Below are 23906 nucleotides of genomic sequence, written 5' to 3'. Positions count from 1 at the left end.
GGGCTCTCTCGCACGAGCCCGGCCGACGGGCGCGCTACCGTTGGAGGATGAGCGATGAGCGGTGGGTGTGGGGTGTCGGACTCGCGACGGCGGCGGCCGACGGGACGGTCCTGGACACATGGTTCCCCGAACCCGCAGCAGGACGCATCCCCCTCGGCTTCGATCCCGCGATCCCGCCCGCGCAGCTCGAGCACCTCGCCGTGCCCGACCCGCGCCGCGCCGTGACGGTCGACGTCGTCGCTCTCGAGATCGACCTCGACGCCGCACCGGCCTCGACGTCGGACGCCTACCTGCGCCTCCACGCGCTCTCGCACCGGATCGTCGCGCCCAACGAGGTCGACCTCACGGGCATCTTCGCGCACCTGCCGAACGTCGCCTGGACGAGCGCAGGCCCCATCCACCCCGACGACCTGACGCGCCTGCGGCCCTTCCTCCAGCGCGACGGCATCCAGGTGCAGGGGCTCGACAAGTTCCCGCGTCTGCTCGACTACGTCACGCCCCCGGGTGTGCGCATCGCCGACGCCTCGCGCGTCCGACTGGGCGCCTACCTCTCCCCCGGCACGACGGTCATGCACGAGGGCTTCGTCAACTTCAACGCGGGCACCCTCGGCACCTCGATGGTCGAGGGCCGCATCTCCCAGGGCGTCGTCGTGGGCGACGGCAGCGACATCGGCGGCGGCGCCTCCATCATGGGCACGCTCTCGGGCGGTGGAGCGCACCGCGTGTCGATCGGCGCGCGCACGCTCCTGGGCGCCAACGCGGGCGTCGGCATCTCGCTCGGCGACGACTGCGTCGTCGAGGCGGGTCTCTACGTCACGGCGGGTTCGAAGATCGTCCTCGTCGACGAGCCTCCGCGCGGCGACGGCTCGCGGCCCACGGTCAAGGGCGGCGAGCTCTCCGGACGGAACGGCATCCTCTTCCGCCGCAACTCCCTCACGGGGGCGATCGAGGCGGTGCGCCGCGCGGGCGTCGGCGTGACGCTCAACGAGGCGCTGCACGCCTGAGTCGCGCGTTCCCTCGCGGGTCGGCGCGTGCCATGATGAGCCTCGCCGGCCGCGCACGCGGTGCCGCGATCGAAGGAGACGCCATGCCCGCCGATGAACCGACCCGCACCGAGCCGACCTCGGTGCGCTTCACGGAGCAGATGAAGGGCTTCGTGACTCTGGATGCCGCGGACCCGCGCCTGGCATACGACGAGGCCCGCGACGGCGACGAGAAGTTCATGTTCGAGCTGACGGTCGAAGCCGCCGACATCGACGTCTTCGCGGCCGACCCGACCCACGCCGGGACTGCGTCCGGCTACGTCGAGGCTGACGCGCTCGGCGGTCGCGTGCCGGTGGACCAGGGCTGGGTGAACCTCTTCACGGGAACGGGCGACGGGTCCAAGGACCGCCGGATGCTGTACCGGCTCTGGCTGAGCCCCGACAGCGCGGAGCCGGTCACGGTCATGGGTGTCAAGGAGGTCCATGACGATCCGGGCTTCGACATCTGGGAGGACACCACGACGCTGTTCGTGCAGCTCCTGGACGGTCACGTCCCGCCGGGAGACGCGGGCGCCGAGTCCGGGCATCTCGCCGTCGACGATCCGCGCGTGCGGGGTGCCGGCATCCTGCGCATCCTCCCCCTCGACTTCGCGAAGCAGCTCACGACCTTCCGCACGACGGGGCCGGGCGGCGCCGCGGCGATGGCGCGCTTCGGCACGCTGTTCTTCGGCGAGGTGTGGAAGACGTACGCGGATGCCGCGCAGCGTGAGGACGCGGACTGACCCCTTCTCCGGCCCTGCGGGACGGGCGCCTCACGCGGGAAGCAGCGTCGAGAGTCCGTAGGTCCAGACGCAGATGAAGGCCAGCATCCCGAGGCTGTACCAGATCGCCGCCCGCAGGATCTCGGACTCCCGTCCCGAGAGCCCGACGGCGCCCGCCGCGATCGCGATGGACTGCGGGGAGATGACCTTGCCCGTCGCGCCGCCCGCCGTGTTGGCGGCGATGAGCAGTGTCGGCGGGACGCCGATGTGCTTCGCCGTCGTCACCTGCAGCTGCGCGAACAGGGTGTTGTTGTTGACGACCGATCCCGTGATGAAGACGCCGAACCAGCCGATGATGGGCGCGACGAGCGGGAAGATCGGCCCCACCGCGGCGAGGGCCGAGCCGATGACGGCCGACCCGCCCGAGTAGTTCGCGATGTTCGCGAGGATCAGGATCAGCGCGATGAGCGCGATCGCACGCCACAGGTCGCGCACGGTCTCGCGCAGCTCCGACCACACCTGCCGCGTCGTGAGCTTGGGCATCGAGAGCGAGGCCACGATCGCGGCGAGGAGGATCGCTGTGCCGGTCGCGTTGAGGGGCGTGAACGCCCACGTCTGCGTCACGGCGACGCCCTCCGCGGTCTCGACGGCGTCGGTGAGCCCTGGGATCGAGAAGGTGAACACCGCCCACGCGAGCGGCCCCTCCGGCGCGAAGAGGTCCTTGAACCACGGGAGCGACCAGATGAGGATGAACCCCGTCAGGATGTAGAACGGGCTCCATGCCGTCGCGATCTCGCGCACGGTGTGGCGCGGAAGGACGGGCGGCTCGCCGCCGCCCTCGCGGAAGATCCGCTTCGGCTTCCAGACGAGGCCGAGCAGCACGACGGCGCCCATCGCGGCGATGCCCGCGCCGAGATCGGCGAGCTCGGGGCCGAGGAACCACAGCGCGCCGCCCTGCACGGCGCTGAAGGCGACGCTCACCGTGAGCGCCGCGAGCCACGTCTCACGCAGGCCCCGCCAGCCGTCCAGGATCATGACGAGCAGGAACGGCACGAGGAACGTGAGCGGCTGCAGGAGCAGCACGAGCGTGCGCGAGAGGTCCTGGACGTCGACTCCGCCGACCTGCGCGCCGACGATGACCGGGATGCCGATCGCGCCGTACGCGCCGGCAGCGACGTTCGCGACGAGGCAGATCATCGCCGCCTTGACGGGACGGAAGCCGAGCTGCACGAGGAGCGCGGCACAGATCGCGATCGGCACCCCGAATCCCGCCGCCCCCTCGAGGAAGGCGCCGAATCCGAACGCGATGAGCAGCACCTGGATGCGCTGGTCGGCCGTGACGGAGCCGATCGAATCCTGGATGACGGCGAAATGCCCGCTCGCGACGGCGAGGCGGTACAGCCAGACCGCCATCACGATGATGTACGAGATGGGCCACAGCGCATTGAGGAAGCCATAGAACCCCGCCCCGGCGATCGCCGTCGCCGGCATCCCGAACGCCCAGAGGGCCACGACGATCTCCGCGGCGACCGAGATGAGCGCCGCGACGATGCCGGACAGCTTGAAGACGACCAGCAGCACGAGGAACAGGGCGATCGGGATGACGGCGACGAGCGCCGACAGCCACAGCACCCCCATCGGATCGGCCGGCTGAGTCCACATCGTCGCATCTCCGATCCGCGACCGCCCGAGGCGAGTCGACACGGCACACCCTAGCGAGTGCCTTCGCCGTGGCGCGAGAGGGACCCTATGCTCGGGGTGACCAGGGAGGTCACATGAGTCCAGAGCTGCCCAAGAAGTTCTACGAGAAGGAGCTGCGGCGCCTCCAGGCCCAGCTCGTCGACATGCAGGCGTGGGTGCAGAGCGCGGGTGCGCGAGTGGTCGTGATCTTCGAGGGCCGGGATGCCGCGGGCAAGGGCTCGACGATCAAGCGCGTCTCGGAATTCCTCAATCCCCGCGTCACGCGGGTCGTCGCCCTCCCCGCTCCCACCGAGCGGGAGCGGACGCAGTGGTACTTCCAGCGCTATGTCCCGCACCTGCCGGCCGCGGGCGAGATCGTGCTCATGGACCGCTCCTGGTACAACCGGGCGGGCGTCGAGCACGTCATGGGCTATTGCACGAACGTCGAGTACCACCGCTTCCTGCACCAGGCGCCGATCTTCGAGCGGATGCTGGTCGAGGACGGGGTCGTGCTCCTCAAGTACTGGTTCAGCGTCTCTCCGCAGGAGCAGGAGGCCCGGTTCCGCTCACGCAGCGAGGACCCCATGCGGCGCTGGAAGCTCAGCCCCAACGATGTGCTGTCGATCACGCGGTGGGAGGACTACTCCCGCGCGAAGGACACGATGTTCGTCCACACCGACATCCCCGAGGCGCCCTGGTTCGAAGTGCCGTCGATCGACAAGCGACGCAGCCGGATCAACATGATCGCGCACCTGCTCTCGCGCATCCCGTACGAGATCGTCAAGCGTCCCGAGGTCGAGATCCCGTCACGGCCCCCCTCGAAGGGCTACGAGCGTCCGCCGCGCAACCTCGAGAACTACGTGCCCGACTACGCCGCGGAGCGCCTGCGCGAGGTCGCCCCCTGACGCGCGGGAGGCGGGCTCGTGGTTCCGGTCAGACGGCGCCGGGGTAGTCGCGCTGGGGAGCGCCGATGTAGAGCTGCTGCGGACGGCCGATCTTGGTCTGCGGGTCGCTCACTGCCTCGCGCCACTGCGCGAGCCAGCCGGGCAGCCGGCCGATCGCGAACAGCACCGTGAACATGCGCGTGGGGAAGCCCATCGCCTTGTAGATGACGCCCGTGTAGAAGTCGACGTTCGGGTACAGACGGCGCTCGCGGAAGTAGTCGTCCTCGAGGGCGACCTGCTCGAGCTCCTGAGCGAGGTCGAGCAGCGGGTCGTGGACGCCGAGCTCGCGCAGCACCTCGTCGGCGGATTCCTTGACGAGGCGCGCACGCGGGTCGTAGTTCTTGTAGACCCGGTGGCCGAAGCCCATGAGCTTGACCCCGTCCTCCTTGTTCTTGACCCGCTCGACGAAGCGCTGGACGGACTCGCCCGACTCGTGGATGCGGCCGAGCATCTCGAGGACCGCCTCGTTCGCTCCACCGTGCAGCGGGCCGTAGAGGGCGTTGATCCCGGCCGAGATCGACGAGAACTGGTTCGCGCCGGTCGAGCCGACGAGCCGCACGGTCGAGGTCGACGCGTTCTGCTCGTGGTCCTCGTGAAGGATGAGGAGCCGCTCGAGTGCGCGCGACATCACGGGGTTGATCTCGTAGACCTCGCTCAGCACGCCGAAGTTGAGCTTGAGGAAGTTGTCGACGAAGCTCAGCGAGTTGTCGGGGTACAGGAACGCCTGGCCGATGCTCTTCTTGTGCGCGTACGCCGCGATGACCGGGAGCTTCGCGAGCATGCGGATCGTCGTGAGCTCGACGTGCTCGGGGTTCGACGGATCGGACGAGTGCTCGTAGTAGGTCGAGAGCGCCGCCGTGGCGGACGAGAGCACCGACATGGGGTGTGCCGATGACGGGAGGCCCGAGAAGAACCGCTTGAGATCCTCGTGCAGGAGCGTGTGGTGACGGATGCGGTCGTCGAAGGCGGCCAGCTCGTCGGCCGTGGGCAGCTCGCCGTAGATGAGCAGCCAGGCGACCTCGAGGTAGGTGCTGTTCTTCGCGAGCTGCTCGATCGGGTAGCCGCGGTAGCGCAGGATGCCCTGGTCGCCGTCGATGTAAGTGATGGCGGACTTCGTCGCCGACGTGTTGACGAATCCGTAGTCGAGGGTCGTGTGGCCCGTCTGGCGCGTGAACGTCGAGATGTCGACGGTCGGAGTGCCGTCGGTCCCGCGCAGCAGGGGGAACTCGGCGGTGCGATCCCCGATGGTCAGTGTGGCCTTCTGCTGCGTGTTCGCGTCCGTCACGGCGCCTCCTCGCGATAGCGGTTCGATCCCGGGATTCTCGGCTCCAGTCGGGCTGATGATGCCCTCGAGAGCCTTCAAGTGCGGGGACAGATGCCGTCGCCACGCGCGTTACAGCCTAGTAGCCGCCGAGTCCTAGCTCTGACACCGCCAAAGGATCGCGGCATCCAATGGAGGAATACGACGGATGCGGCGTGCTGATGCGTCAGCGTGCGCTGAGTCGTTCGGCCGCGGCGGTGACCCGCTCGTCACTCGCCGTGAGCGAGAGCCGGATGTGCCGCGTGAAATGCTCCCCGTAGAAGTGCCCGGGTCCCGCGAGGATGCCGAGGTCGGCGAGGCGGCCCATGCTCTCCCACGCGTCGCGGTCCTCGGTCGCCCACAGATACAGACCGGCTTCGCTGCGGTCGATGCGGAGCCCCGCGGCCTCGACGGCCGGCTTGAGGATGTCGCGTCGCGCGCGATACCGCTCCTTCTGCTCAGCGACGTGGGCGTCGTCGGTGAGGGCAGCGACCATGGCGGCCTGCACAGGGGCGGGCAGCATGAGCCCGAGATGCTTGCGGGGAGTCAGCAGCCGTGCGATGAGCGCGGGATCGCCGGCCATGAAGGCGGCCCGGTAACCCGCGAGGTTGGACTGCTTGCTGAGCGAGTACACCGACAGCACGCCCGAGAGATCGTCGCCCACGACGCGCGGATCGAGCGCGGACGGGATCGGCTGCGCATCCCACGGCGACTCCCAGCCGAGCTCGGCGTAGCACTCGTCGGACGCGAGGACGGCGCCCAGCTCGCGCGCACGCGCGACGGCGATGCGCAGGTCGGCGGCATCCTGAACGCGTCCGTCGGGGTTGCCCGGCGAGTTGATCCAGACGAGACGGGTATCGGCGGGCCACTCCCCCGGATCGTCCGAGGCGAGCGGCGTGGCGCCGACGAGTCGCGCACCGACCTCGTACGTCGGGTACGCGGCTCGCGGGTGCACGACGACGTCGCCGGGACCGAGACCCAGCAGGAGCGGCAGCAGCGCGACGAGCTCCTTCGAGCCGATCGTCGGAAGCACGTGATCGGGCGTCAGCCCCGGCACTCCGCGACGGCGCGCATACCAGTCCGCGACGGCCTCGCGCAGCGCGGGGGTGCCCACGGTCTGCGGATACGCGTGCGCGTCGGTCGCGCGCGAGATCGCCTCGGCGATGACAGCGGGCGTCGCGTCGACGGGTGAGCCGATCGAGAGATCGACGAGTCCGCCGGGGTGGGCCTTCGCGCGCGCCGCGTAGGGTGCGACGGCGTCCCAGGGGTAGTCGGCGAGGTCGGCGACCCCCACGATCAGTGTTCCTGCGGGGGGAGTTCGGCGATGACGGGGTGGTCCTTGTGGATCACGCCGACCTTGGCCGCGCCGCCGGGCGAGCCGATGTCGTCGAAGAACTCGACGTTGGCCTTGTAGTAGTCCTGCCACTCTTCGGGCAGGTCGTCCTCGTAGTAGATCGCCTCGACGGGGCACACCGGCTCGCAGGCGCCGCAGTCGACGCACTCGTCGGGGTGGATGTAGAGCGACCGGTCGCCCTCGTAGATGCAGTCGACCGGGCACTCGTCAATGCAGGCGCGGTCTTTGACATCCACGCACGGGAGGGCGATCACATACGTCACGGTGCCAGTCTAGTTCTCTCGTGCGGGGGTCGAGTTCGGCGGACGGAGCTTCGAGAGGTCCGGCCAGGCGACGACGAGGGCCACCAGCAGGGGTACGGCGATCGTCCAGACGACGCCGGCGTCGAACTGCCCCTCGGGTGCCTGCGCGACGATGACGGAGCCGCCGGGCCCGCGGCCGGAGAAGACGAGCGTCGAGGCCATCATGCCCAGCCCTGTCGCAAGAGCCGCCCAGCGATCCGCTGTGAGCATGCGCACGGCGACGAGCATCGCGGCGCTGCCGATGATCGCGAGGATGAGCCCGAGCGGGAACCAGCCGAGCGCGAAGGTGTGCGCGATCGTGCCGGCGAGGCCGTAGACGGCGCCCACCAGGAAGGCGACGATCCACGTCGTGATCCGAGTCAGTACCGAGGAGCGCACCCGTCGACTCTACCGGCGGCCGCCGGTCAGGCTGCCCAGCCCCACAGCCTCAGCAGCGCCGCGACGAGGGCTGCCGCAGCCACGACGACGAGGAACGGCGCCCGCAGCATCAGGAGGCCTGCCGCGACGATCACGGCGGGAACTCGGGCATCGACGACGATCGCCTGGCCCACCCCGAGCGTCTGCACCGCGACCAGCGCCGCGAGAAGCGACACCGTCAGCAGATCCGCGATGCGCGCGGGTCGGGGCGCCTCGAGCACCTTCGGAGGGATGAGGTAGCCGAGCGTCTTCCACGCGACGCAGATGATCGACGCGACCAGGATCGCCGTCCACAGCGTCACGGCAGCCCCTCCCGCTCGGCGACGTCGGCGGGCTCGGCGGGAGCGACCGCGTCGCTGCCCAGCCAGTTGAACCACCCGACGACGATCGCGACGACGGCCGCGATGAGCACGGGCACGCCCGGGATGAGGGCGGGCGTGAGGACCGTCGCGACGACGGCCGACGCGATGCCGACGACGATGGCCTGCCGGCGGCGCAGGCGCGGCCAGAGCAGTGCGAGGAAGGCGGCGGCGGCGGCGGCATCCAATCCCCACGCTTTCGGATCGCCCAGGACGTCGCCGAGCAGCGCTCCCGCGAGCGTCGAGATGTTCCAGCCGACGTAGATCGCGAGGCCGGTGACCCAGAAGCCGACGAGGCGCGCGTGAAGCGTGCTCTGCGCGAGCGAGACGGCGGTCGACTCGTCGATCGTGAACTGCGACGCGGCGGCGCGCTTCCAGAAGCCGCCGCCGATGACGGGCGACATGCGCATGCCGTAGGCGGCGTTGCGTACGCCGAGGAGCGCCGCCGAGGCGATGGCGGCGGGTGCCGCCGCGAGGCCGCCCGCGCCGATGACGCCGACGAAGGCGAACTGCGAGCCGCCCGTGAACATCAGGAGGCTCAGGACGCACGTCTGCCAGACGTCGAGACCGGCGGCCACCGCGAGAGCCCCGAACGAGATGCCGTACGCGCTCGTCGCGAGCGCCACCCCGAGGCCCTGGCGTCCCGCCCTGCGCCCCTCGCCGGACGCGTGGGCGTCGTCGAAGTGGGGCGTCAGGCTCACCCGCTCGAGCCTACCGACCGGCATCGCGCGGGCATGCGGGCCGCCCTGCCATCCGTGGCCGTCTGTCCGCCATGATCGGCGGAGCCGGCCCGGAAAGCGCGAATGACGGCGGGATGCAGCATCCCGCCGTCATTCATGCGCTGTGGCGCTGGATCAGCGCGTCAGGCACCGGCGTCCTGGCGCTTGAGCCGCGACGTGGCGCGGGCGCGCTCGGTGGCGTCGAGGTTGACCTTGCGGATGCGGACCATCTCGGGCGTGACCTCGACGCATTCGTCGTCGCGCGCGAACTCGAGGCTCTCCTCGAGCGAGAGCTGGCGCGGAGGCGTCATCGACTCGAACGTGTCGGAGGTCGAAGAGCGCATGTTGGTGAGCTTCTTCTCCTTCGTGATGTTCACGTCCATGTCGTCGGCGCGCGAGTTCTCGCCGATCACCATGCCCTCGTAGACCTCCTGCGTCGGCTGCACGAAGAACGACATGCGCTCTTGCAGCGCGATGATTGCGAAGGGGGTGACGACGCCCGAGCGGTCGGCGACGATCGAGCCGTTCTGGCGCGTCACGATGTGCCCCGCCCACGGCTCGTAGCCGTGCGAGATCGCGTTGGCGATGCCCGTGCCGCGCGTCGTGGTCAGGAACTCGGTGCGGAAGCCGATGAGGCCGCGCGAGGGGACGACGAACTCCATGCGCACCCAGCCGGTGCCGTGGTTGGTCATGTTGTCCATGCGCCCCTTGCGGGTCGCCATGAGCTGCGTGATCGCACCGAGGTACTCCTCCGGCGCGTCGATCGTGAGGTGCTCGAACGGCTCGTGCACCTTGCCGTCGACCCGCTTCGTGACGACCTGCGGCTTGCCGACCGTGAGCTCGAAGCCCTCGCGTCGCATGTTCTCGACGAGGATCGCGAGAGCGAGTTCGCCGCGGCCCTGCACTTCCCACGCGTCGGGGCGGCCGATGTCGACGACCTTGAGCGAGACGTTGCCGACGAGCTCGCGGTCGAGGCGGTCCTTGACCATGCGCGCCGTGAGCTTGTGGCCCTTGACCTTGCCGACGAGCGGCGAGGTGTTGGTGCCGATGGTCATCGAGATCGCGGGGTCGTCGACGTGGATCTGCGGCAGCGGTCGCACGTCCTCGGGGTCGGCGATCGTCTCGCCGATCGTGATGTCGTCGAAGCCCGCGATGGCGACGATGTCGCCGGGCCCTGCGCTCTCGGCGGGGTAGCGCTCGAGCGCGCGGGTCTTGAGAAGCTCGGTGATGCGCGCGTTGCTCGTGGTGCCGTCGTGACGCACCCAGGCGACCGTCTGCCCCTTCTTGAGCGTGCCGTTGAAGACGCGCAGCAGCGCGAGGCGGCCGAGGAAGGGCGAGGAGTCGAGGTTCGTGACCCAGGCCTGCAGCGGCGCCTCGTCGTCGTACTCCGGCGCGGGGACGTGCTTGAGGATCGCCTCGAACAGGGGCTCGAGATCCTCGTTGTCGGGGAGCTCGCCGTTGGCGGGACGGTTCTGGGATGCCGCGCCTGCGCGTCCGCTCGCATACACGACGGGCACGTCGAGCAGAGCGTCGACGTCGAGGTCGGGGACGTCGTCGACGAGGTCGGAAGCGAGACCCAGAAGGAGGTCGTGCGCCTCCTCCTCGACCTCGGCGATGCGCGCGTCGGGGCGGTCGGTCTTGTTGACCAGGAGGATGACGGGAAGCTTCGCCTCGAGCGCCTTCCGCAGGACGAAGCGCGTCTGCGGGAGGGGGCCCTCGCTCGCGTCGACGAGCAGCACGACGCCGTCGACCATCGACAGGCCACGCTCGACCTCGCCGCCGAAGTCGGCGTGACCGGGGGTGTCGATGACATTGATCGTCACCGGGACATCGCTGTGGACGCCGTTGTACGTGATCGCCGTGTTCTTGGCGAGGATCGTGATGCCCTTCTCACGCTCGAGGTCGTTCGAGTCCATCGCGCGCTCTTCCATGTGCTCGTGCGAACCGAACGAGCCGGTCTGGCGGAGCATGGCGTCGACGAGCGTCGTCTTGCCGTGGTCGACGTGCGCGACGATCGCGACGTTTCGGAGGTCCGGACGGAGGGCGCGCGCCATGAGGGTAATCCTTGCGGTGGGAGTTGTGGGGCATCGGCCCCTGTGCAGGGTCCGGCCCTCCCACTTTACCGGGACTGCCTGGGCATTGTCCGCCAGGCGCTCGCCCGGCGGAGAGCCGCCGCCCGGATCAGGCCCAGGGCGAGACGATCAGGAGGCTCGTGAGCGTCCACGTGAGGATCGCGAAGAGGGCGACCAGCGCGGGCACATCGGGACGGATCCGCACGGGGGCATCGCCCGTTCCGCGCTCCTGCGCCCGCTCCCACTCCTCCTGGATGAAGGCGATGTCGCGGACCGCGGACGGCACAGCGGGAGCATCAGACTCCGGCGTCTCCCGTCGTGGCTTGCGCGGCCGTCCCTGCGTCGGGCCTCCGAACGCCTTGAGAACGCGCCCGTCGGTGAGGGTCACCTCGACCTGCCAGCGCAGCGCGATCGCCGCGACCCGGCCCCACGGGATGTCGGCGATCCGCAGCACGTTGTGCAGGCGGAGGCCTGTGGCATCCGTCCGCACGTGCGGCGCGTAGGCGAACACGTACACGGCCCACACCGCCAGGAGCACCCACGGCGTAAGCAGCATGCCCTGGACGAATCCGCCGCGCCAGAAGGCGTCGACGAGGAGGAACACCGCCACGGCGGCGGACACGATCATGCCGATCGTCGCCGAGACGGCGCGATGGATCCGCGCGCCGCCGCCGTGGGGCGTCTGACTCATCGGCCGCCGAGCGGAATCGAGGCTCCGGGGATCGCGTCGAGGAGTCGCTGCGTGTAGGTCTCGGTCGGGTTGCTGAAGATCTCGTCGACCGTGCCCTTCTCGACGAGCTTGCCGCGCTCCATGACCACGACCTCGTCCGCCACGACGCGCACGACGGCGAGGTCGTGCGTGATGAAGAGGTACGTGAGGTCGAGTTCGCCCTGGAGATCCGCGAGGAGCTTCAGGATCTGGTCCTGGACGAGCACGTCGAGCGCCGACACCGCCTCGTCGAGCACGACGATGTCGGGCTTGAGCGCGAGGGCACGCGCGATCGCGACGCGCTGACGCTGGCCACCCGAGAGCTCGTTCGCATAGCGGGTCGCGATCTCCTGCGGCAGCGCGACCTGGTCGAGCAGCTCGCTCACACGCTCGCGCCGCGACGCCCGGTCGCCCACCTTGTGGATGGCGAGCGGCTCGGCGATCGTGTTCGCGATGTTGCGGAGCGGGTCGAGGGAGCCGTACGGATCCTGGAAGACCGGCTGCATGCGGCTGCGCATCTGGAACGTCTCGCGCTTGGAGAGCTTCGCCGTGTCGCGGCCGTCGATCTCGATCGTGCCGGAGGTCTGGTCCTCGAGCTTGAGCACCATCTTCGCGATGGTCGACTTGCCCGATCCGGACTCGCCGACGATCGCGAGCGTCTTGCCCTTGTGCACGTCGAACGACACGTTGTCGACGGCGCGGAAGGGCTCGCTGCGGAATCCACCGAGACGGATGGTGTAGTCCTTGGTGAGATCGCGGACGCGGAGCGTCGGGGGCACATCGGCGAGGTCGTCGGATGTCACGATCCCGCGATCCTCGACGACGGCCTGGATGCGCTGGGACGCGATGCTCGGGGCGGCCGCGACGAGACGGCGCGTGTACGGGTGGATCGGGTTCTCGAGGATGAGCCGGCTCGGGCCCGCCTCGACGATCTCGCCGTCCTTCATGACGATGATGCGCTCCGCACGCTCGGCAGCCAGGCCGAGGTCGTGCGTGATGAGGAGCACCGAGGTGCCCTTCTCCTTCGTGAGCTTCGCCATGTGGTCGAGGATGACGCGCTGCACCGTGACGTCGAGAGCCGACGTCGGCTCGTCGGCGATGAGCAGCTGAGGGTCGGCGGCGAGGCCGATGCTGATGAGCGCGCGCTGACGCATGCCGCCCGAGAATTGGTGCGGATACTGGTTCATCCGCTTCTCGGCATCGGCGAGGCCGGCCTGCTTGAGCACCTCGATGGCGCGAGCCTCGACGTCCTTCTTGCTCGTGGCCATGCCGTTCGCGCGAACGGTCTCCTTGACCTGGAAGCCGATGCTCCACACCGGGTTGAGGTTCGACATCGGGTCCTGCGGGACGTAGCCGATCTCGCGACCGCGGACCGACTCCATCTGACGCGACGTCAGCGCCGTGAGGTCGCGGCCGTCGAGCGTGATCGTCCCGTTCGTGACGTGGCCGGTTCCGGGCAGGAGGCCGATGATCGCGGAGGCGGTCGTCGACTTGCCGGAACCGGACTCGCCGACGATCGCGATCGTCTCGCCGGGGTAGATGTCGAAGTCGATCCCATGGATGATTTCTCGCGAACCGGACTGCGACTCGAACGCGATCTTCAGATCGCGGACGCTGACGAGGGGCGTGGAGACGGTGGCGCTCATCGGCGGGCCCTCGCTCTCGGGTCGAGGGCATCTCGGATGAGCTCGCCCAGCACGATGAACGCGAGAACCGTGAGAGTGAGCGCGATCGACGGATAGATGAGGGCCATGGGGGCGACACGCAGCGAGGCCTGCGCCTGGCTGATGTCGTTGCCCCACGACATGACGCTGCTGCCGAGTCCGACACCGAGGAAGGTGAGCGTCGCCTCTGCGACGATCGCACCCGCGAGGGCCAGCGTCGAAATGACGATGAGCGGAGCGATCGAGTTGGGGACGACGTGCGACAGCAGCGTCTGGAAGCGCGTCAGACCGAGCGCCCGTGACGCCGTCACGAAGTCGGACTGCCGCACGCGGAGCACCTCGGCGCGCACGACGCGCGCCGTCGAGGCCCATGCGAACCCGCCGATCGCGAACGCGAGGGTCAGCGGGGTGCGGTACTGCGAGAAGACCGTCATCACGACGACCGCCGCGAGGATGTAGGGGATCGCGAAGAAGATGTCGCCGACGCGCGAGAGCAGGCCGTCGAGCCAGCCGCCGTAGAACCCTGCGAAGGCGCCCATGATGAGGCCGAGCGTCGAGCCGATGATCGTCGCGAGGATGCCGACGGTCAGCGACGTGCGGGCGCCCCACACGATGCGCGCCCAGATGTCGCAGCCCTGGAATGTGAAGCCGAGCGGATGCCCTGGCGCAGGTCCGCCGTTGCTGTTGGCGAGGAAGCACTCGTCGTTGGGCGGCGTCTGCGTGAACAGCGTCGGCCAGACCGCCATGAGCAGGACGATGAAGACCATGAGCAGCGCGATCCAGAAGGTCGGGCGCTTGCGGAGGTCGTGCCAGGCCTCGGACCAGAGGCTGCGGGGCTTGGCGCCCGAGACCTTGACGGCATCGACCGTGAGCGTGGCTTCCTTGATGGGTGCGACGAAGTGGTCGGCGGAGCGCGGCTGATCAGACATAGCGGATCCTCGGGTCGAGCAGTCCGTACAAGAGGTCGACCGCGAGGTTGACCAGGACGTAGATGATGACGAAGACGGTCACGAACGAGACGATCGTCGGGCCTTCGTGCGCCTGCGTCGCGCGGAAGAGCGTGTTGCCGACGCCGGGCACGTTGAAGATGGCCTCGGTGACGGTCGCACCGACGAGCAGCACGCCGAAGTTCGTCGCGCTGTTCGTGATGACCGGGATGAGGGAGTTGCGCAGCGTGTGCACGGGCACGACGCGCGTGCGCGAGAGGCCCTTGCTGTACGCCGTGCGCACCCAGTCCTGGTTGAGCGTGTCGATGACCGAGCCGCGCATGAGGCGCATGCTCGTCGCGTAGAGGCTCACGCCGAGGACGAGCGCGGGAAGCCAGAGATCGTTCCAGTCGTTCTGGGCCCCGACGGTGGGTTTGAACAGACCCCACTGGATCGCCAGGAAGTACTGCGCCACGAAGCACATGACGAAGATCGGGATCGCCACGAAGATGAGCGAGATCACGAGTGACACGTTGTCGAAGAGCTTGCCCTTGCGGAGTGCCGAGATGGTGCCGATCACGATCGCGAGGGTGAACTCGATCGCGATCGCCATGATCGCGAGGCGGGCCGTGACGGGAAGCGTGCGGGCCAGGACGTCGGTCACCTGCTGACCGGAGTAGGTCACCCCCATGTTGCCCTGGAAGATGCCCACCATGTAGTAGAAGTACTGGACGATGAACGGGTCGTCGAGGTGGTACTGCGCGCGGAGCTCGGCGAGAAGCTGAGGGCTCGGCGGCTTGTCGCCGAAGAGGGCGGCGATCGGGTCTCCCGGCATTGAGAAGACCATGAAGTAGATGAGCAGAGTGGCCCCGAAGAACACGGGGATCACCTGCAGCAGGCGTTTGAGGATGTAGGCGTACATCCGTTCTCCCTCCGGCTGAGGGATGCCGCTCCCCCGGTGGTTACAGGAGGCTGCGACATCAGTTATGGGCGCCTGATGCGTGGGTCACGCATCGCGACGCCCTGGTGGCATACCGCGAGGCGGTGACGAATCGTCACCGCCTCGCGGGTGCGATCAAGCCGAGCTTATTCGCTCTTGGTGATCTGGTAGTACAGCGGAACCGAGTTCCAGCCGAACACGACGTTGTCGACGGACTCGCCGTAGCCGCCCGTGACGTTCGAGTACCACAGCGGGATCGCGGGGAGGTCCTGGAACAGGATCTCCTGCGCGGCCACGTACTTCTCGTTCGCGGCCTCGAGGCTGTCGGCCGAAGCGCCTTCTGCCAGCAGCGCGTCGAAGTCGGGGTTCGAGTAGTCGCCGTCGTTCGAGCCTGCGCCCGTCGCGTAGATCGGCGCGAGGAAGTTGTACAGACCCGGGTAGTCGGCCTGCCAACCGGTGCGGAACGCGGTCTGGATCGTGCGGTCGTTGACCTGCTGACGCAGCGACGCGAAGTCGACGTAGGGAGCACCCGACGCGTCGATTCCGAGCGTGTTCTTGATCGAGTTCGACACAGCGTCGACCCACGGCTGGTGGCCGCCGTCCGAGTTGTACGCGATCTGGAAGGAACCGCTCCACGGCGAGATGGCGTCGGCCTCGGCCCACAGTTCCTTCGCCTTGTCGGCGTCGAACTCGAGGACGTCCGCGCCCTCGACCGAGTCCGACCAGCCGTCGATGACCGGCGACGTGAAGTCGGAGGCCGGCGTGCGCGTGCCGCTGAAGATCGTCTCGGTGATCTCCGGGCGGTTGATCGCGTGCGAGATCGCCTGACGACGCAGCTTGCCCTCTTCGCCCGAGAAGTGCGGGAGGTTCTGCGCGATCGTGAACGACTGGAAGATCGCGGCGGCCTGGTTGACCGCGCGGTCACCGAGGTCGGACTCGAATGTGGGCAGCGCCACCGGCGGGACACCCTCGAGGACGTCGAGGTTGCCGCCGAGCAGGTCGGCGTACGCGGCATCCTGCGTCGCGTAGAAGACGAACGTCACGCCGCCGTTCTGCGCCTGGCGTCCACCCGCGTAGTCCTCGTTCTTGACGAGGTCGATCTGGACGTCGTGCTGCCACGCGTCCTCGGACGCGAGCTTGTAGGGGCCGTTGCCGATGGGCGATTCGCCGAAGGCCTCGATGTCGTCGAACGCGACGTCGGGGAGCGGGTAGTACGCCGAGTAGCCGAGACGCAGCGCGAAGTCGGCCGCGACGGGCGAGCTGAGGTTGATGGTGAACGTGTAGTCGTCCACGACCTCGAGACCCGTGAGCTCGGAATCGGCGTCGGCGCTGAAGCCCACGATGTCAGAGAACCACGACTGGTTCTGCTGCGCGTTGGAGAGCTGCGCGCCGAAGTTCCAGGCCTCGGTGAAGTTGTCGGCCGTGACCTCTTCGCCGTCGCTGAAGGTCTGACCCTCCTTCAGCTTGACAGTGAGGGTGTCCTCGTCGTCGACCGTGATCTCTTCTGCCATGTCGTTGACGGCCTTGCCTTCGCCGTCGTAGTAAACGAGCCCGGCGAAGATCGAGTCGAGGATCTTGCCGCCGCCGACCTCATTGGTGCCGGCGGGGAGGAGCGGGTTCTCCGGCTCCGTGCCGTCCGCCGTGATGATCGCGGTGCTTGCGCCCGAGGGCTCTTCCGTCGCTTCCGTGCCTCCGCTGTTCGAGCAGCCGGCGAGCACGAGCCCGCTGGCACCCAGCAGCACCAGGCCCGTAAGGGCGATCTTGTTGCGCTTCACAGTTCCTCCGTTGAAGAGTTTCAGATGTCGCTCGCACGCCGCCGCGGCGTCGTCGGAGCGGATAATCGACCCTAGGCACATTGATCCAAGTGCTCCAAACCGCTGGCAAAACCGTTACATACCCTTTACTCAAATGACGCTGAGTGTGGCAACGTGACGGCATGACGCTGTTTCCCGACCCCTCGCCCGCTGGTGTTCGGCCCCGAATCCGCTGGGAGATCGCCCTGGTCCTGGCGGTCACGGTGGGGCAGTCGGCCGTGTATTCGGTGCTCTCTCTCATCCGACGCCTTCTTGCACCCGTGCCGCTCGGCGATCAGCAGGCCCAGGTCAATCCGTCGCGCGACATCGCCGCGTTCTGGGATGTCGTCTACCAGCTGCTCTCGGTCTTCTTCGCCCTGGCGCTGGTCGGACTCGTCGTCTACCTGCTGTGGGAGCCGGGGAGCAATGCGCTGCGCCGCATCGGACTGGACTTCACGCGCTTCGGCGGCGACCTCGGCCACGGCCTCCTTCTCGCCGCCGCGATCGGGATCCCGGGACTCGCGCTCTACGTCGTCGGCCGCGCACTCGGGATCACCGTCGCAGTGGTCGCTTCGCCGCTGGATGCCGCGTGGTGGTCGGTTCCGCTGCTCGTGCTGTCCGCGATCAGGGCGGGGCTGACGGAAGAGGTCATCTTCATCGCATACCTGTTCGACCGGCTGCGCCGGCTCGGCTGGAACTGGTGGGCGATCATCCTCTCGACGGCGGCGCTGCGCGGCGCGTACCACGCCTATCAGGGCATCGGAGCGATCGTCGGCAACTTCGTCATGGGCGTCGTATTCGGCTGGTGCTACAAGCGCTGGGGGCGCATCATGCCCCTCGTCATCGCGCACACAATCCTCGACGTCGTCGCGTTCGTGGGCTATCCCCTCGCCGTCGCGCTGTGGCCCGGGGTGTTCGGCGCGCCGCCGTCGCCCACGCCGACCCCCACCCCTACGTCGACGCCTTGACGCCCTGACGCAGAGGAGGAGCGGATGCCGCATCGGCGGCATCCGCTCCTCCCCGGTCAGCGCTGCTCGTCCGGCGCGGCTACGCGAAGGCCTCGATGGGCGGGCAGGCGCACACCAGGTTGCGGTCGCCGTAGGCCTGGTCGATGCGGCGGACCGGCGGCCAGTACTTCGTGCGGACGAGCTCGTGCACGGGGTACACGGCCTTCTCGCGCGAGTACGGGTGGGTCCACTCCCCTGCGACGACCGACTCGGCCGTGTGCGGGGCGTTCACGAGCGGGTTGTCGTCGGCGGGCCACTCGCCCGCCGCGACGGCGCGAGCCTCTTCGGCGATCGCGATCATCGCGTCGATGAAGCGCTCGATCTCGACGAGGTCCTCGGACTCCGTCGGCTCGACCATGAGCGTCCCCGCGACCGGGAACGACATCGTGGGCGCGTGGAAGCCGTAGTCGACGAGCCGCTTGGCGACATCGTCGACGGTGATGCCCGTCTCGTCCCGCAGGGGCCGCAGGTCGAGGATGCACTCGTGCGCGACGAGGCCGCGCTCCCCCGCGTACAGGACGGGGTAGTGGTCCTTGAGCCTCACGGCGATGTAGTTGGCCGCGAGGACGGCGGCGGCCGTGGCATCCCGAAGCCCCTCCGCACCCATCATGCGCAGATACGCCCACGAGATCGGAAGGATGCCGGCGCTGCCGTGCGGCGCAGCCGAGACCGGTCCGCCCTCGAAGACTCCGCCCGCGTGGTCGGCGCGCTGCGCGAACGGGTGCCCCGGCAGGTACGGAGCGAGGTGCGCCTTGGCCGCGACGGGGCCGACGCCCGGTCCGCCGCCGCCGTGCGGGATCGCGAAGGTCTTGTGGAGGTTGAGGTGCGAGACGTCTCCGCCGAGGTCTCCGAACCGCGCGAAGCCGAGCAGCGCATTGAGGTTCGCCCCGTCGACGTACACCTGGCCGCCCGCGTCGTGCACGGCCTGCGTGATGGCGAGCACCTCGTGCTCGTACACGCCGTGCGTCGAGGGGTAGGTGATCATGAGCGCCGAGAGCGCTTCGGCGTGCGTCGCGATCTTGGCCCGGAGGTCGTCGAGATCGACGTTGCCGGCCTCGTCGCACGCGACGACGACGACCTTCATGCCGGCGAGGACCGCGGATGCCGCGTTCGTGCCGTGCGCGGAGGACGGGATGAGGCACACCGTGCGCGCGTCGTCGCCGTTCGCGAGGTGGTAGCCGCGGATAGCGAGGAGGCCCGCGAGCTCGCCCTGCGAGCCGGCGTTCGGCTGGAGCGACACCGCGTCGTACCCCGTGACCTCGGCGAGCCAGACCTCGAGCTGCTCGATCATCGCGAGGTAGCCGCGCACGTCGGCCTCGGGCGCGAAGGGGTGCACGCGTGAGAATTCGGGCCACGAGACGGCCGCCATCTCGGTCGCGGCGTTGAGCTTCATCGTGCACGAGCCGAGCGGGATCATGCCGCGGTCGAGCGCGTAGTCGCGGTCGGCGAGCTGCTTGAGGTAGCGCATCATCGCCGTCTCGGACCGATGCGTGTTGAAGACCGGGTGCGTGAGGAACTCCTCGACGCGCCGCAGCCCGGCGGGGACGCCCGCGAGCGGCGTGGCGTCCTCGAAGGGGAGGTCGCGCACGTCGTGCTCGTCGGCGACGGGCAGGCCGAACGCCCACGCGACGGCGGCGAGATCGCCCTGCGTCGTCGTCTCGTCTACCGAGACGCCCACGGTCGCGTCGTCGACGCGGTGCAGCTGATAGCCCTTGGAGCGCGCGCGCTCGACGATGCGGGCCGAGGGCCCGGGCGTCGCGACTCGGATCGTGTCGAAGAACGAGTCCGAGATGAGGTGCAGGTCGTGGTCGCGCAGGCGCTGGGCGAGGGCCTCGGCCTTCTTGGCGACAGAGGTCGCGATCCCCGTGAGCCCCGCGGGCCCGTGGTAGACGGCGTACATCGACGCCATGACTGCCAGGAGCACCTGCGCCGTGCAGATGTTGGAGGTCGCCTTCTCGCGGCGGATGTGCTGCTCGCGCGTCTGCAGCGAGAGGCGGTAGGCGGGCTTGCCCGCGGCATCCACCGACACGCCGACGAGGCGACCCGGCAGCTGGCGCTCGAGGCCCGTGCGCACCGCCATGTAGCCCGCGTGCGGGCCGCCGAACCCGAGGGGCACCCCGAAGCGCTGCGTCGTGCCGACGGCGACGTCCGCACCGAGCGAGCCGGGCGAGCGCAGAAGGGTGAGCGAGAGCAGGTCGGCTGCGACGACGACGAGGCCGCCCGCGACGTGCGCCGCGTCGACGACGCCGCTCGGGTCCCACACGCGACCGGAGGCGCCCGGGTACTGCACGAGCACGCCGAACGGCTCGACGGGCTCGCCCGCCGCGTCGACGAAGGACTCGCCGCGTGCGAGGTCGCGCTCGACGAGCTCGATGCCGACGGCCTCCGCGCGGGCGTGCAGCAGGGCGCGCGTCTGCGGGAAGACGTCTGCGTCGACGATGAACACGTTCGAGGACGACTTCGAGGCGCGGCGCGCCACGAGCATCCCCTCGACGACCGCCGTCGACTCGTCGAGCATCGACGCGTTCGCCGTCGTGAGGCCCGTGAGGTCGGTGACCATCGTCTGGAAGTTGATGAGCGCCTCGAGGCGCCCCTGCGAGATCTCGGGCTGGTACGGCGTGTAGGCCGTGTACCAGGAGGGGTTCTCGAGCACGTTCCGCGCGATGACCGATGGCGTGAAGGTGTCGTAGTAGCCGAGCCCGATCATGGGGCGCGCCTGACGATTCTGCGAGGCGAGCGTGCGCAGCTCCGCGAGCGCCTCGGCCTCGGTCGCCGCGGGCGGGATGTCGGTCGTGCCGCGCGGAGTGACATGGATGGATGCCGGCACCGCCGTCTTCACGAGCGCGTCGACGGTGTCGAACCCGAGGGCGTCGAGCATGACGCGCTGGGCTGCGGCATCCGTTCCGATGTGGCGGTCCTGGAAGGAGCCTGTCATCACGCGCCTTCGGTCAGTGCGACGTAGGCCGCGCGGTCGAGCAGGCCGTCGACGTCGCCCGCCTCGACGCGGAGCTTGACGAGCCAGCCGGCACCGAAGGCGTCCGAGTTGACGAGCGAGGGGTCGTCGACGACGGCGTCGTTGATCTCGACGACCTCGCCCGTGAGCGGCGCGTAGAGCTCGCCGACCGACTTCGTCGACTCGATCTCGCCCACGACCGCGTTCGCGGTCACGGACGAGCCTGCGGCCGGCAGCTCGACGAAGACGACGTCACCGAGCTTGTCTGCGGCGAAGTCGGTGATGCCGACGGTCGCCACGTCGCCGTCGAGCGAGACCCACTCGTGCTCGGCGGTGTACTTGAGGCTGTCGAGATCGGTCATTTGGTCCTCCTGTAGAAGGGAAGGGCGGTCACGGTCGCAGGAATGCGCGTGCCCCGCACGTCGATGGTGAGTTGTGTTCCGGGGGCGCTTGCCGAGGGCGAGACGAAGGCCATGGCGATGGGATGTCCCAGGGTCGGGCTGAGGGCGCCGCTCGTGATCTCGCCCACGACGTCGTCGCCCGAGAGCACGGGGTAGCCCGCGCGTCCGGCCCGCTTGCCGTCGGCGACGAGACCCACGAGCACGGGGGCGTCCGCGGGCGGCTCGACACCGTCCTTGCCGACGAAGTCCGCCTTGTCGGCGGCGACGACGCGGCCGAGCCCCGCCTGAGCGGGACGCATGTCGAGGGAGAGCTCGTGGCCGTAGAGGGGCATGCCCGCCTCGAGCCGGAGCGTGTCGCGCGCCGCGAGTCCCGCGGGAACGAGGCCGTACGGCTCGCCTGCCGAGAGCAGGGCGTCCCAGAGCGCGCCCGCCGCCGACACGTCCTCGAGGAAGAGCTCGAACCCGTCCTCGCCCGTGTAGCCGGTTCGGCCGACCCCCAGCAGCACGCCGTCGCGTCCCCCCGGAGCGAACTCGCCGTGCGTCATGCGGTAGTACCTGAGCTGATCCAGCGGTGCATCGAGTCCTGTGATGCCCTCCGTGGCCTCGACGATCGCCTGCGCCGCGGGGCCCTGCACCGCGATGAGCGCAATCCGATCGGTCGCGTCGTCGATCTCGATGTCGAAACCGGCCGAGCGCTCCCGGAGCGCCTCCGCAACGGCATCCCGATTGCCGGCGTTCGCGACGATGAGGAACTGGCCATCGCCCCTGTACACGATGAGGTCGTCGATGATCCCGCCCGCGACGTCGAGGAGAAGCGTGTACTTCGCCTGATCGGGGACGAGCGTGGACAGGCGCCCTGCGAGCGCGTAGTCGAGGAACTCGTCGGCCCTCTCCCCCCGCACGAAGAACTCGGCCATGTGTGAGATGTCGAAGAGGCCGGCCGTCGTGCGGACGGCGTGGTGCTCGGCGAGGTCCGACGTGTATCGGACGGGCATCGACCAGCCGCCGAAGTCGGTGAACGACGCACCGAGCCCCTCGTGGCGGTCGTGCAGCGGAGTGAGTCGGGGGTCTGGCATGAGTTCTCCCGGTCGTCGACGGGCGGATGCCGGGACCCGGCATCCGTGGAACTCCCCCTCTGTCATTGGCCTGAGAGCTTCACCGCCCTTCGAGGGGGCGGCTTTCACCTTCGGCACGATCGCGACGATCGTTTTTCAGAGCGGCCGGACGTCTGCGGTACACGGACCTGAGAGATTGGCGGGGAGGCTTGCTCCTTCGGTGCCCGGGCGAAGCCGAGCTCTCCCGCACACGTCATGCGGCCTGTCTTCAATTGCGCATCAAGCATATCCGGAGGCGGCCGTTCCGGTCGTCTCCCCGTGCACCTGACTCGCGATGGCCGATCCCGGCACGGGAATGGCTGGTCGGCACGAGAGAGCTCGGCGCGGCGACCCTCAGCCCGTGCAGGAGCCGGTCGACACGACGCTCGCACGCGACGGGGCCTCGGCCACGACCGGGGAGAGCTCCGCCATCGTCATGGCATAGCCGCGGTTGTCATCGTCCTCGCCGCGGGCGAAGACGATGCCCGCCACGGCGCCATCCGCGGTGAGGAGCGGGCCGCCGGAGTTTCCCGGGCGGACGGCGGCCCGCAGCGAGTAGATCTCGCGAGGGTCCGTGCCCTGCCCGTAGATGTCCGGCATTCCGACCGCCCCTGTCGAGAGCACGTCGGCGTTCGTCTGCGTGAACGGCCCGCCGTAGGGGTAGCCCTGCACGACCGCGGTGGCCCCCGCGGCGAGGGTCGGGCCGAGATCGAGCGGCGCCGCCGCGAGGTCGTCCACGGCGATGACCGCGATGTCGTCGACGGGATCGAAGTACACGACGCGGCCGTCGCGCGCCTCACCGCCCGGCACCTCGACGACCGGCACATCCACGCCCGCCACGACGTGCGCGTTCGTCACGACGCGGTCGGGCGCGATGACGAACCCCGTTCCCGTCGAGCTGACTCCGCACGCGTACGCCGTGCCTGAGATGCGGACGACGGATGCCGCGGCCCGCGCCAGATCGGGATCGGCGAGGTCGACGGGCGGCTGCGCCGGCTCGACGACGCCGCCCAGCAGGTCGCCGAACCGCGGGAGGGCGTCATCCAGCACGATCGCACGCACCTGCGCGAGCGCTTCGGCGACGGGCGGCGGCGTCATGCGCCCTATCGCGCGCAGCACCTGTGATGACGCGACAGCCGGCGCCAGCGCGGGCCCGCCGGTTGCGACGATCGCCGAGCCGGCGAGTGACAGGGCGAGCGCCGCCACGATCACGCTCGCGCCGCCTCCGAGCACCCGGTCCACGGCGCGCAGCGGGGTGCGATCGACCCCCCGGCGGAGTGCGGCGCCGATCGCGCCGCCGATGGCTCCGCCGATGCCGAGCAGGACGAGCACGAGCAGGAGCACGACGAGGGGGCGCCACTCCTGCCATGGCCAGGCGTCGTTGACGATCGGCGCGATCCAGTACGACGCGATGCCGCCGGCGATGAGGCCGAGGAGCGTTCCGGCGCTCGCAAGAAGCCCGCGCTGAACCCCCGCCACCAGGGCGAGGATCAGCACGACGACCATGACGATGTCGACGACGATCACC

At 69.4% G+C, this 23906-nt stretch carries 21 protein-coding genes and 1 riboswitch; of the genes, 4 read left to right on the top strand and 17 right to left on the bottom strand.

Annotation, left to right across the window (positions count from 1 at the left end; translation table 11 throughout):
* Positions 1-47: 47 nt before the first annotated feature.
* Positions 48-1004: a 2,3,4,5-tetrahydropyridine-2,6-dicarboxylate N-succinyltransferase gene (dapD, locus tag MJ607_RS05475; RefSeq protein WP_243074570.1), complete on the top strand. Its 957-nt coding sequence runs from the start codon at positions 48-50 to the stop codon at positions 1002-1004.
* A gap of 83 nt (positions 1005-1087) precedes the next feature.
* Positions 1088-1765, top strand: coding sequence for a hypothetical protein (locus MJ607_RS05470; RefSeq protein WP_243074569.1), 678 nt, complete (start codon positions 1088-1090; stop codon positions 1763-1765).
* A gap of 30 nt (positions 1766-1795) precedes the next feature.
* On the opposite strand, the gene MJ607_RS05465 is transcribed toward MJ607_RS05470, so the two are convergent.
* Positions 1796-3406 carry an L-lactate permease gene (locus MJ607_RS05465; protein WP_243074568.1) on the bottom strand — a complete coding sequence of 537 codons (1611 nt, stop codon included), beginning with the start codon at positions 3404-3406 and terminating at the stop codon, positions 1796-1798.
* A gap of 113 nt (positions 3407-3519) precedes the next feature.
* Here MJ607_RS05465 and ppk2 point away from each other — a divergent pair, with 113 nt between their 5' ends.
* The gene (ppk2, locus tag MJ607_RS05460) at positions 3520-4329 is read left to right on the top strand and encodes a polyphosphate kinase 2 (RefSeq protein WP_243074567.1); all 810 of its coding nucleotides are present in this window, start codon (positions 3520-3522) and stop codon (positions 4327-4329) included.
* A 28-nt stretch (positions 4330-4357) separates the two neighbouring features.
* Here ppk2 and MJ607_RS05455 read toward each other — a convergent pair whose 3' ends face one another.
* The 12 genes from MJ607_RS05455 to MJ607_RS05400 form a co-directional block, all read right to left on the bottom strand.
* The gene (locus MJ607_RS05455; RefSeq protein ID WP_243074566.1) at positions 4358-5653 is read right to left on the bottom strand and encodes a citrate synthase; all 1296 of its coding nucleotides are present in this window, start codon (positions 5651-5653) and stop codon (positions 4358-4360) included.
* A 202-nt stretch (positions 5654-5855) separates the two neighbouring features.
* Positions 5856-6962 carry a succinyldiaminopimelate transaminase gene (gene dapC / locus MJ607_RS05450; protein WP_308193804.1) on the bottom strand — a complete coding sequence of 369 codons (1107 nt, stop codon included), beginning with the start codon at positions 6960-6962 and terminating at the stop codon, positions 5856-5858.
* Between the two features lie 2 nt (positions 6963-6964).
* A complete protein-coding gene (gene fdxA / locus MJ607_RS05445) occupies positions 6965-7285 on the bottom strand; it encodes a ferredoxin (RefSeq protein ID WP_243074565.1) in 321 nt (106 codons plus the stop codon).
* Between the two features lie 9 nt (positions 7286-7294).
* Positions 7295-7702 (bottom strand): DUF6113 family protein, encoded by a 408-nt coding sequence (locus MJ607_RS05440; protein ID WP_243074564.1) that lies wholly within the window; start codon positions 7700-7702, stop codon positions 7295-7297.
* 26 nt (positions 7703-7728) lie between these two features.
* Positions 7729-8043: an AzlD domain-containing protein gene (locus tag MJ607_RS05435; RefSeq protein ID WP_243074563.1), complete on the bottom strand. Its 315-nt coding sequence runs from the start codon at positions 8041-8043 to the stop codon at positions 7729-7731.
* Positions 8040-8825, bottom strand: a complete 786-nt coding sequence (locus MJ607_RS05430; protein WP_374238033.1) for an AzlC family ABC transporter permease — start codon at positions 8823-8825, stop codon at positions 8040-8042. The genes MJ607_RS05435 and MJ607_RS05430 overlap by 4 nt, the downstream gene beginning before the upstream one ends.
* A 137-nt stretch (positions 8826-8962) precedes the next feature.
* Positions 8963-10873: a translational GTPase TypA gene (gene typA / locus MJ607_RS05425; RefSeq protein ID WP_243074561.1), complete on the bottom strand. Its 1911-nt coding sequence runs from the start codon at positions 10871-10873 to the stop codon at positions 8963-8965.
* Between the two features lie 127 nt (positions 10874-11000).
* Positions 11001-11582, bottom strand: a complete 582-nt coding sequence (locus MJ607_RS05420) for a PH domain-containing protein (RefSeq protein ID WP_243074560.1) — start codon at positions 11580-11582, stop codon at positions 11001-11003.
* On the bottom strand, positions 11579-13246 hold the full coding sequence (locus MJ607_RS05415; RefSeq protein ID WP_243074559.1) for an ABC transporter ATP-binding protein: 1668 nt from the start codon (positions 13244-13246) through the stop codon (positions 11579-11581). Before MJ607_RS05415 ends, MJ607_RS05420 begins: the two co-directional genes overlap by 4 nt.
* Positions 13243-14193, bottom strand: coding sequence for an ABC transporter permease (locus MJ607_RS05410; RefSeq protein WP_243074558.1), 951 nt, complete (start codon positions 14191-14193; stop codon positions 13243-13245). Before MJ607_RS05410 ends, MJ607_RS05415 begins: the two co-directional genes overlap by 4 nt.
* A complete protein-coding gene (locus MJ607_RS05405) occupies positions 14186-15112 on the bottom strand; it encodes an ABC transporter permease (RefSeq protein ID WP_243074557.1) in 927 nt (308 codons plus the stop codon). Before MJ607_RS05405 ends, MJ607_RS05410 begins: the two co-directional genes overlap by 8 nt.
* 164 nt (positions 15113-15276) lie before the next feature.
* The gene (locus MJ607_RS05400) at positions 15277-16905 is read right to left on the bottom strand and encodes an ABC transporter substrate-binding protein (protein WP_243074556.1); all 1629 of its coding nucleotides are present in this window, start codon (positions 16903-16905) and stop codon (positions 15277-15279) included.
* Positions 16906-17066: 161 nt separating this feature from the next.
* Here MJ607_RS05400 and MJ607_RS05395 point away from each other — a divergent pair, with 161 nt between their 5' ends.
* Positions 17067-17891 (top strand): CPBP family intramembrane glutamic endopeptidase, encoded by an 825-nt coding sequence (locus MJ607_RS05395; protein WP_243074555.1) that lies wholly within the window; start codon positions 17067-17069, stop codon positions 17889-17891.
* 79 nt (positions 17892-17970) lie between these two features.
* Here MJ607_RS05395 and gcvP read toward each other — a convergent pair whose 3' ends face one another.
* From gcvP to MJ607_RS05375, 4 genes are all read right to left on the bottom strand, one after another.
* Positions 17971-20865: an aminomethyl-transferring glycine dehydrogenase gene (gene gcvP, locus MJ607_RS05390; RefSeq protein ID WP_243074554.1), complete on the bottom strand. Its 2895-nt coding sequence runs from the start codon at positions 20863-20865 to the stop codon at positions 17971-17973.
* Positions 20865-21245 carry a glycine cleavage system protein GcvH gene (gene gcvH, locus MJ607_RS05385; RefSeq protein WP_243074553.1) on the bottom strand — a complete coding sequence of 127 codons (381 nt, stop codon included), beginning with the start codon at positions 21243-21245 and terminating at the stop codon, positions 20865-20867. Before gcvH ends, gcvP begins: the two co-directional genes overlap by 1 nt.
* Complete coding sequence (gene gcvT / locus MJ607_RS05380; RefSeq protein WP_243074552.1) at positions 21242-22360, bottom strand: glycine cleavage system aminomethyltransferase GcvT; 1119 nt, start codon at positions 22358-22360, stop codon at positions 21242-21244. Before gcvT ends, gcvH begins: the two co-directional genes overlap by 4 nt.
* A gap of 145 nt (positions 22361-22505) precedes the next feature.
* Positions 22506-22596: riboswitch (glycine riboswitch) on the bottom strand.
* A 136-nt stretch (positions 22597-22732) separates the two neighbouring features.
* Positions 22733-23905: a MarP family serine protease gene (locus MJ607_RS05375; RefSeq protein ID WP_243074551.1), complete on the bottom strand. Its 1173-nt coding sequence runs from the start codon at positions 23903-23905 to the stop codon at positions 22733-22735.
* Between the last annotated feature and the right edge of the window lies 1 nt (position 23906).

The organism is Microbacterium sp. SS28, assembly GCF_022761035.1.
Taxonomy (GTDB): Bacteria; Actinomycetota; Actinomycetes; order Actinomycetales; family Microbacteriaceae; genus Microbacterium.
This window is presented reverse-complemented; position numbering and strand designations above follow the sequence as displayed.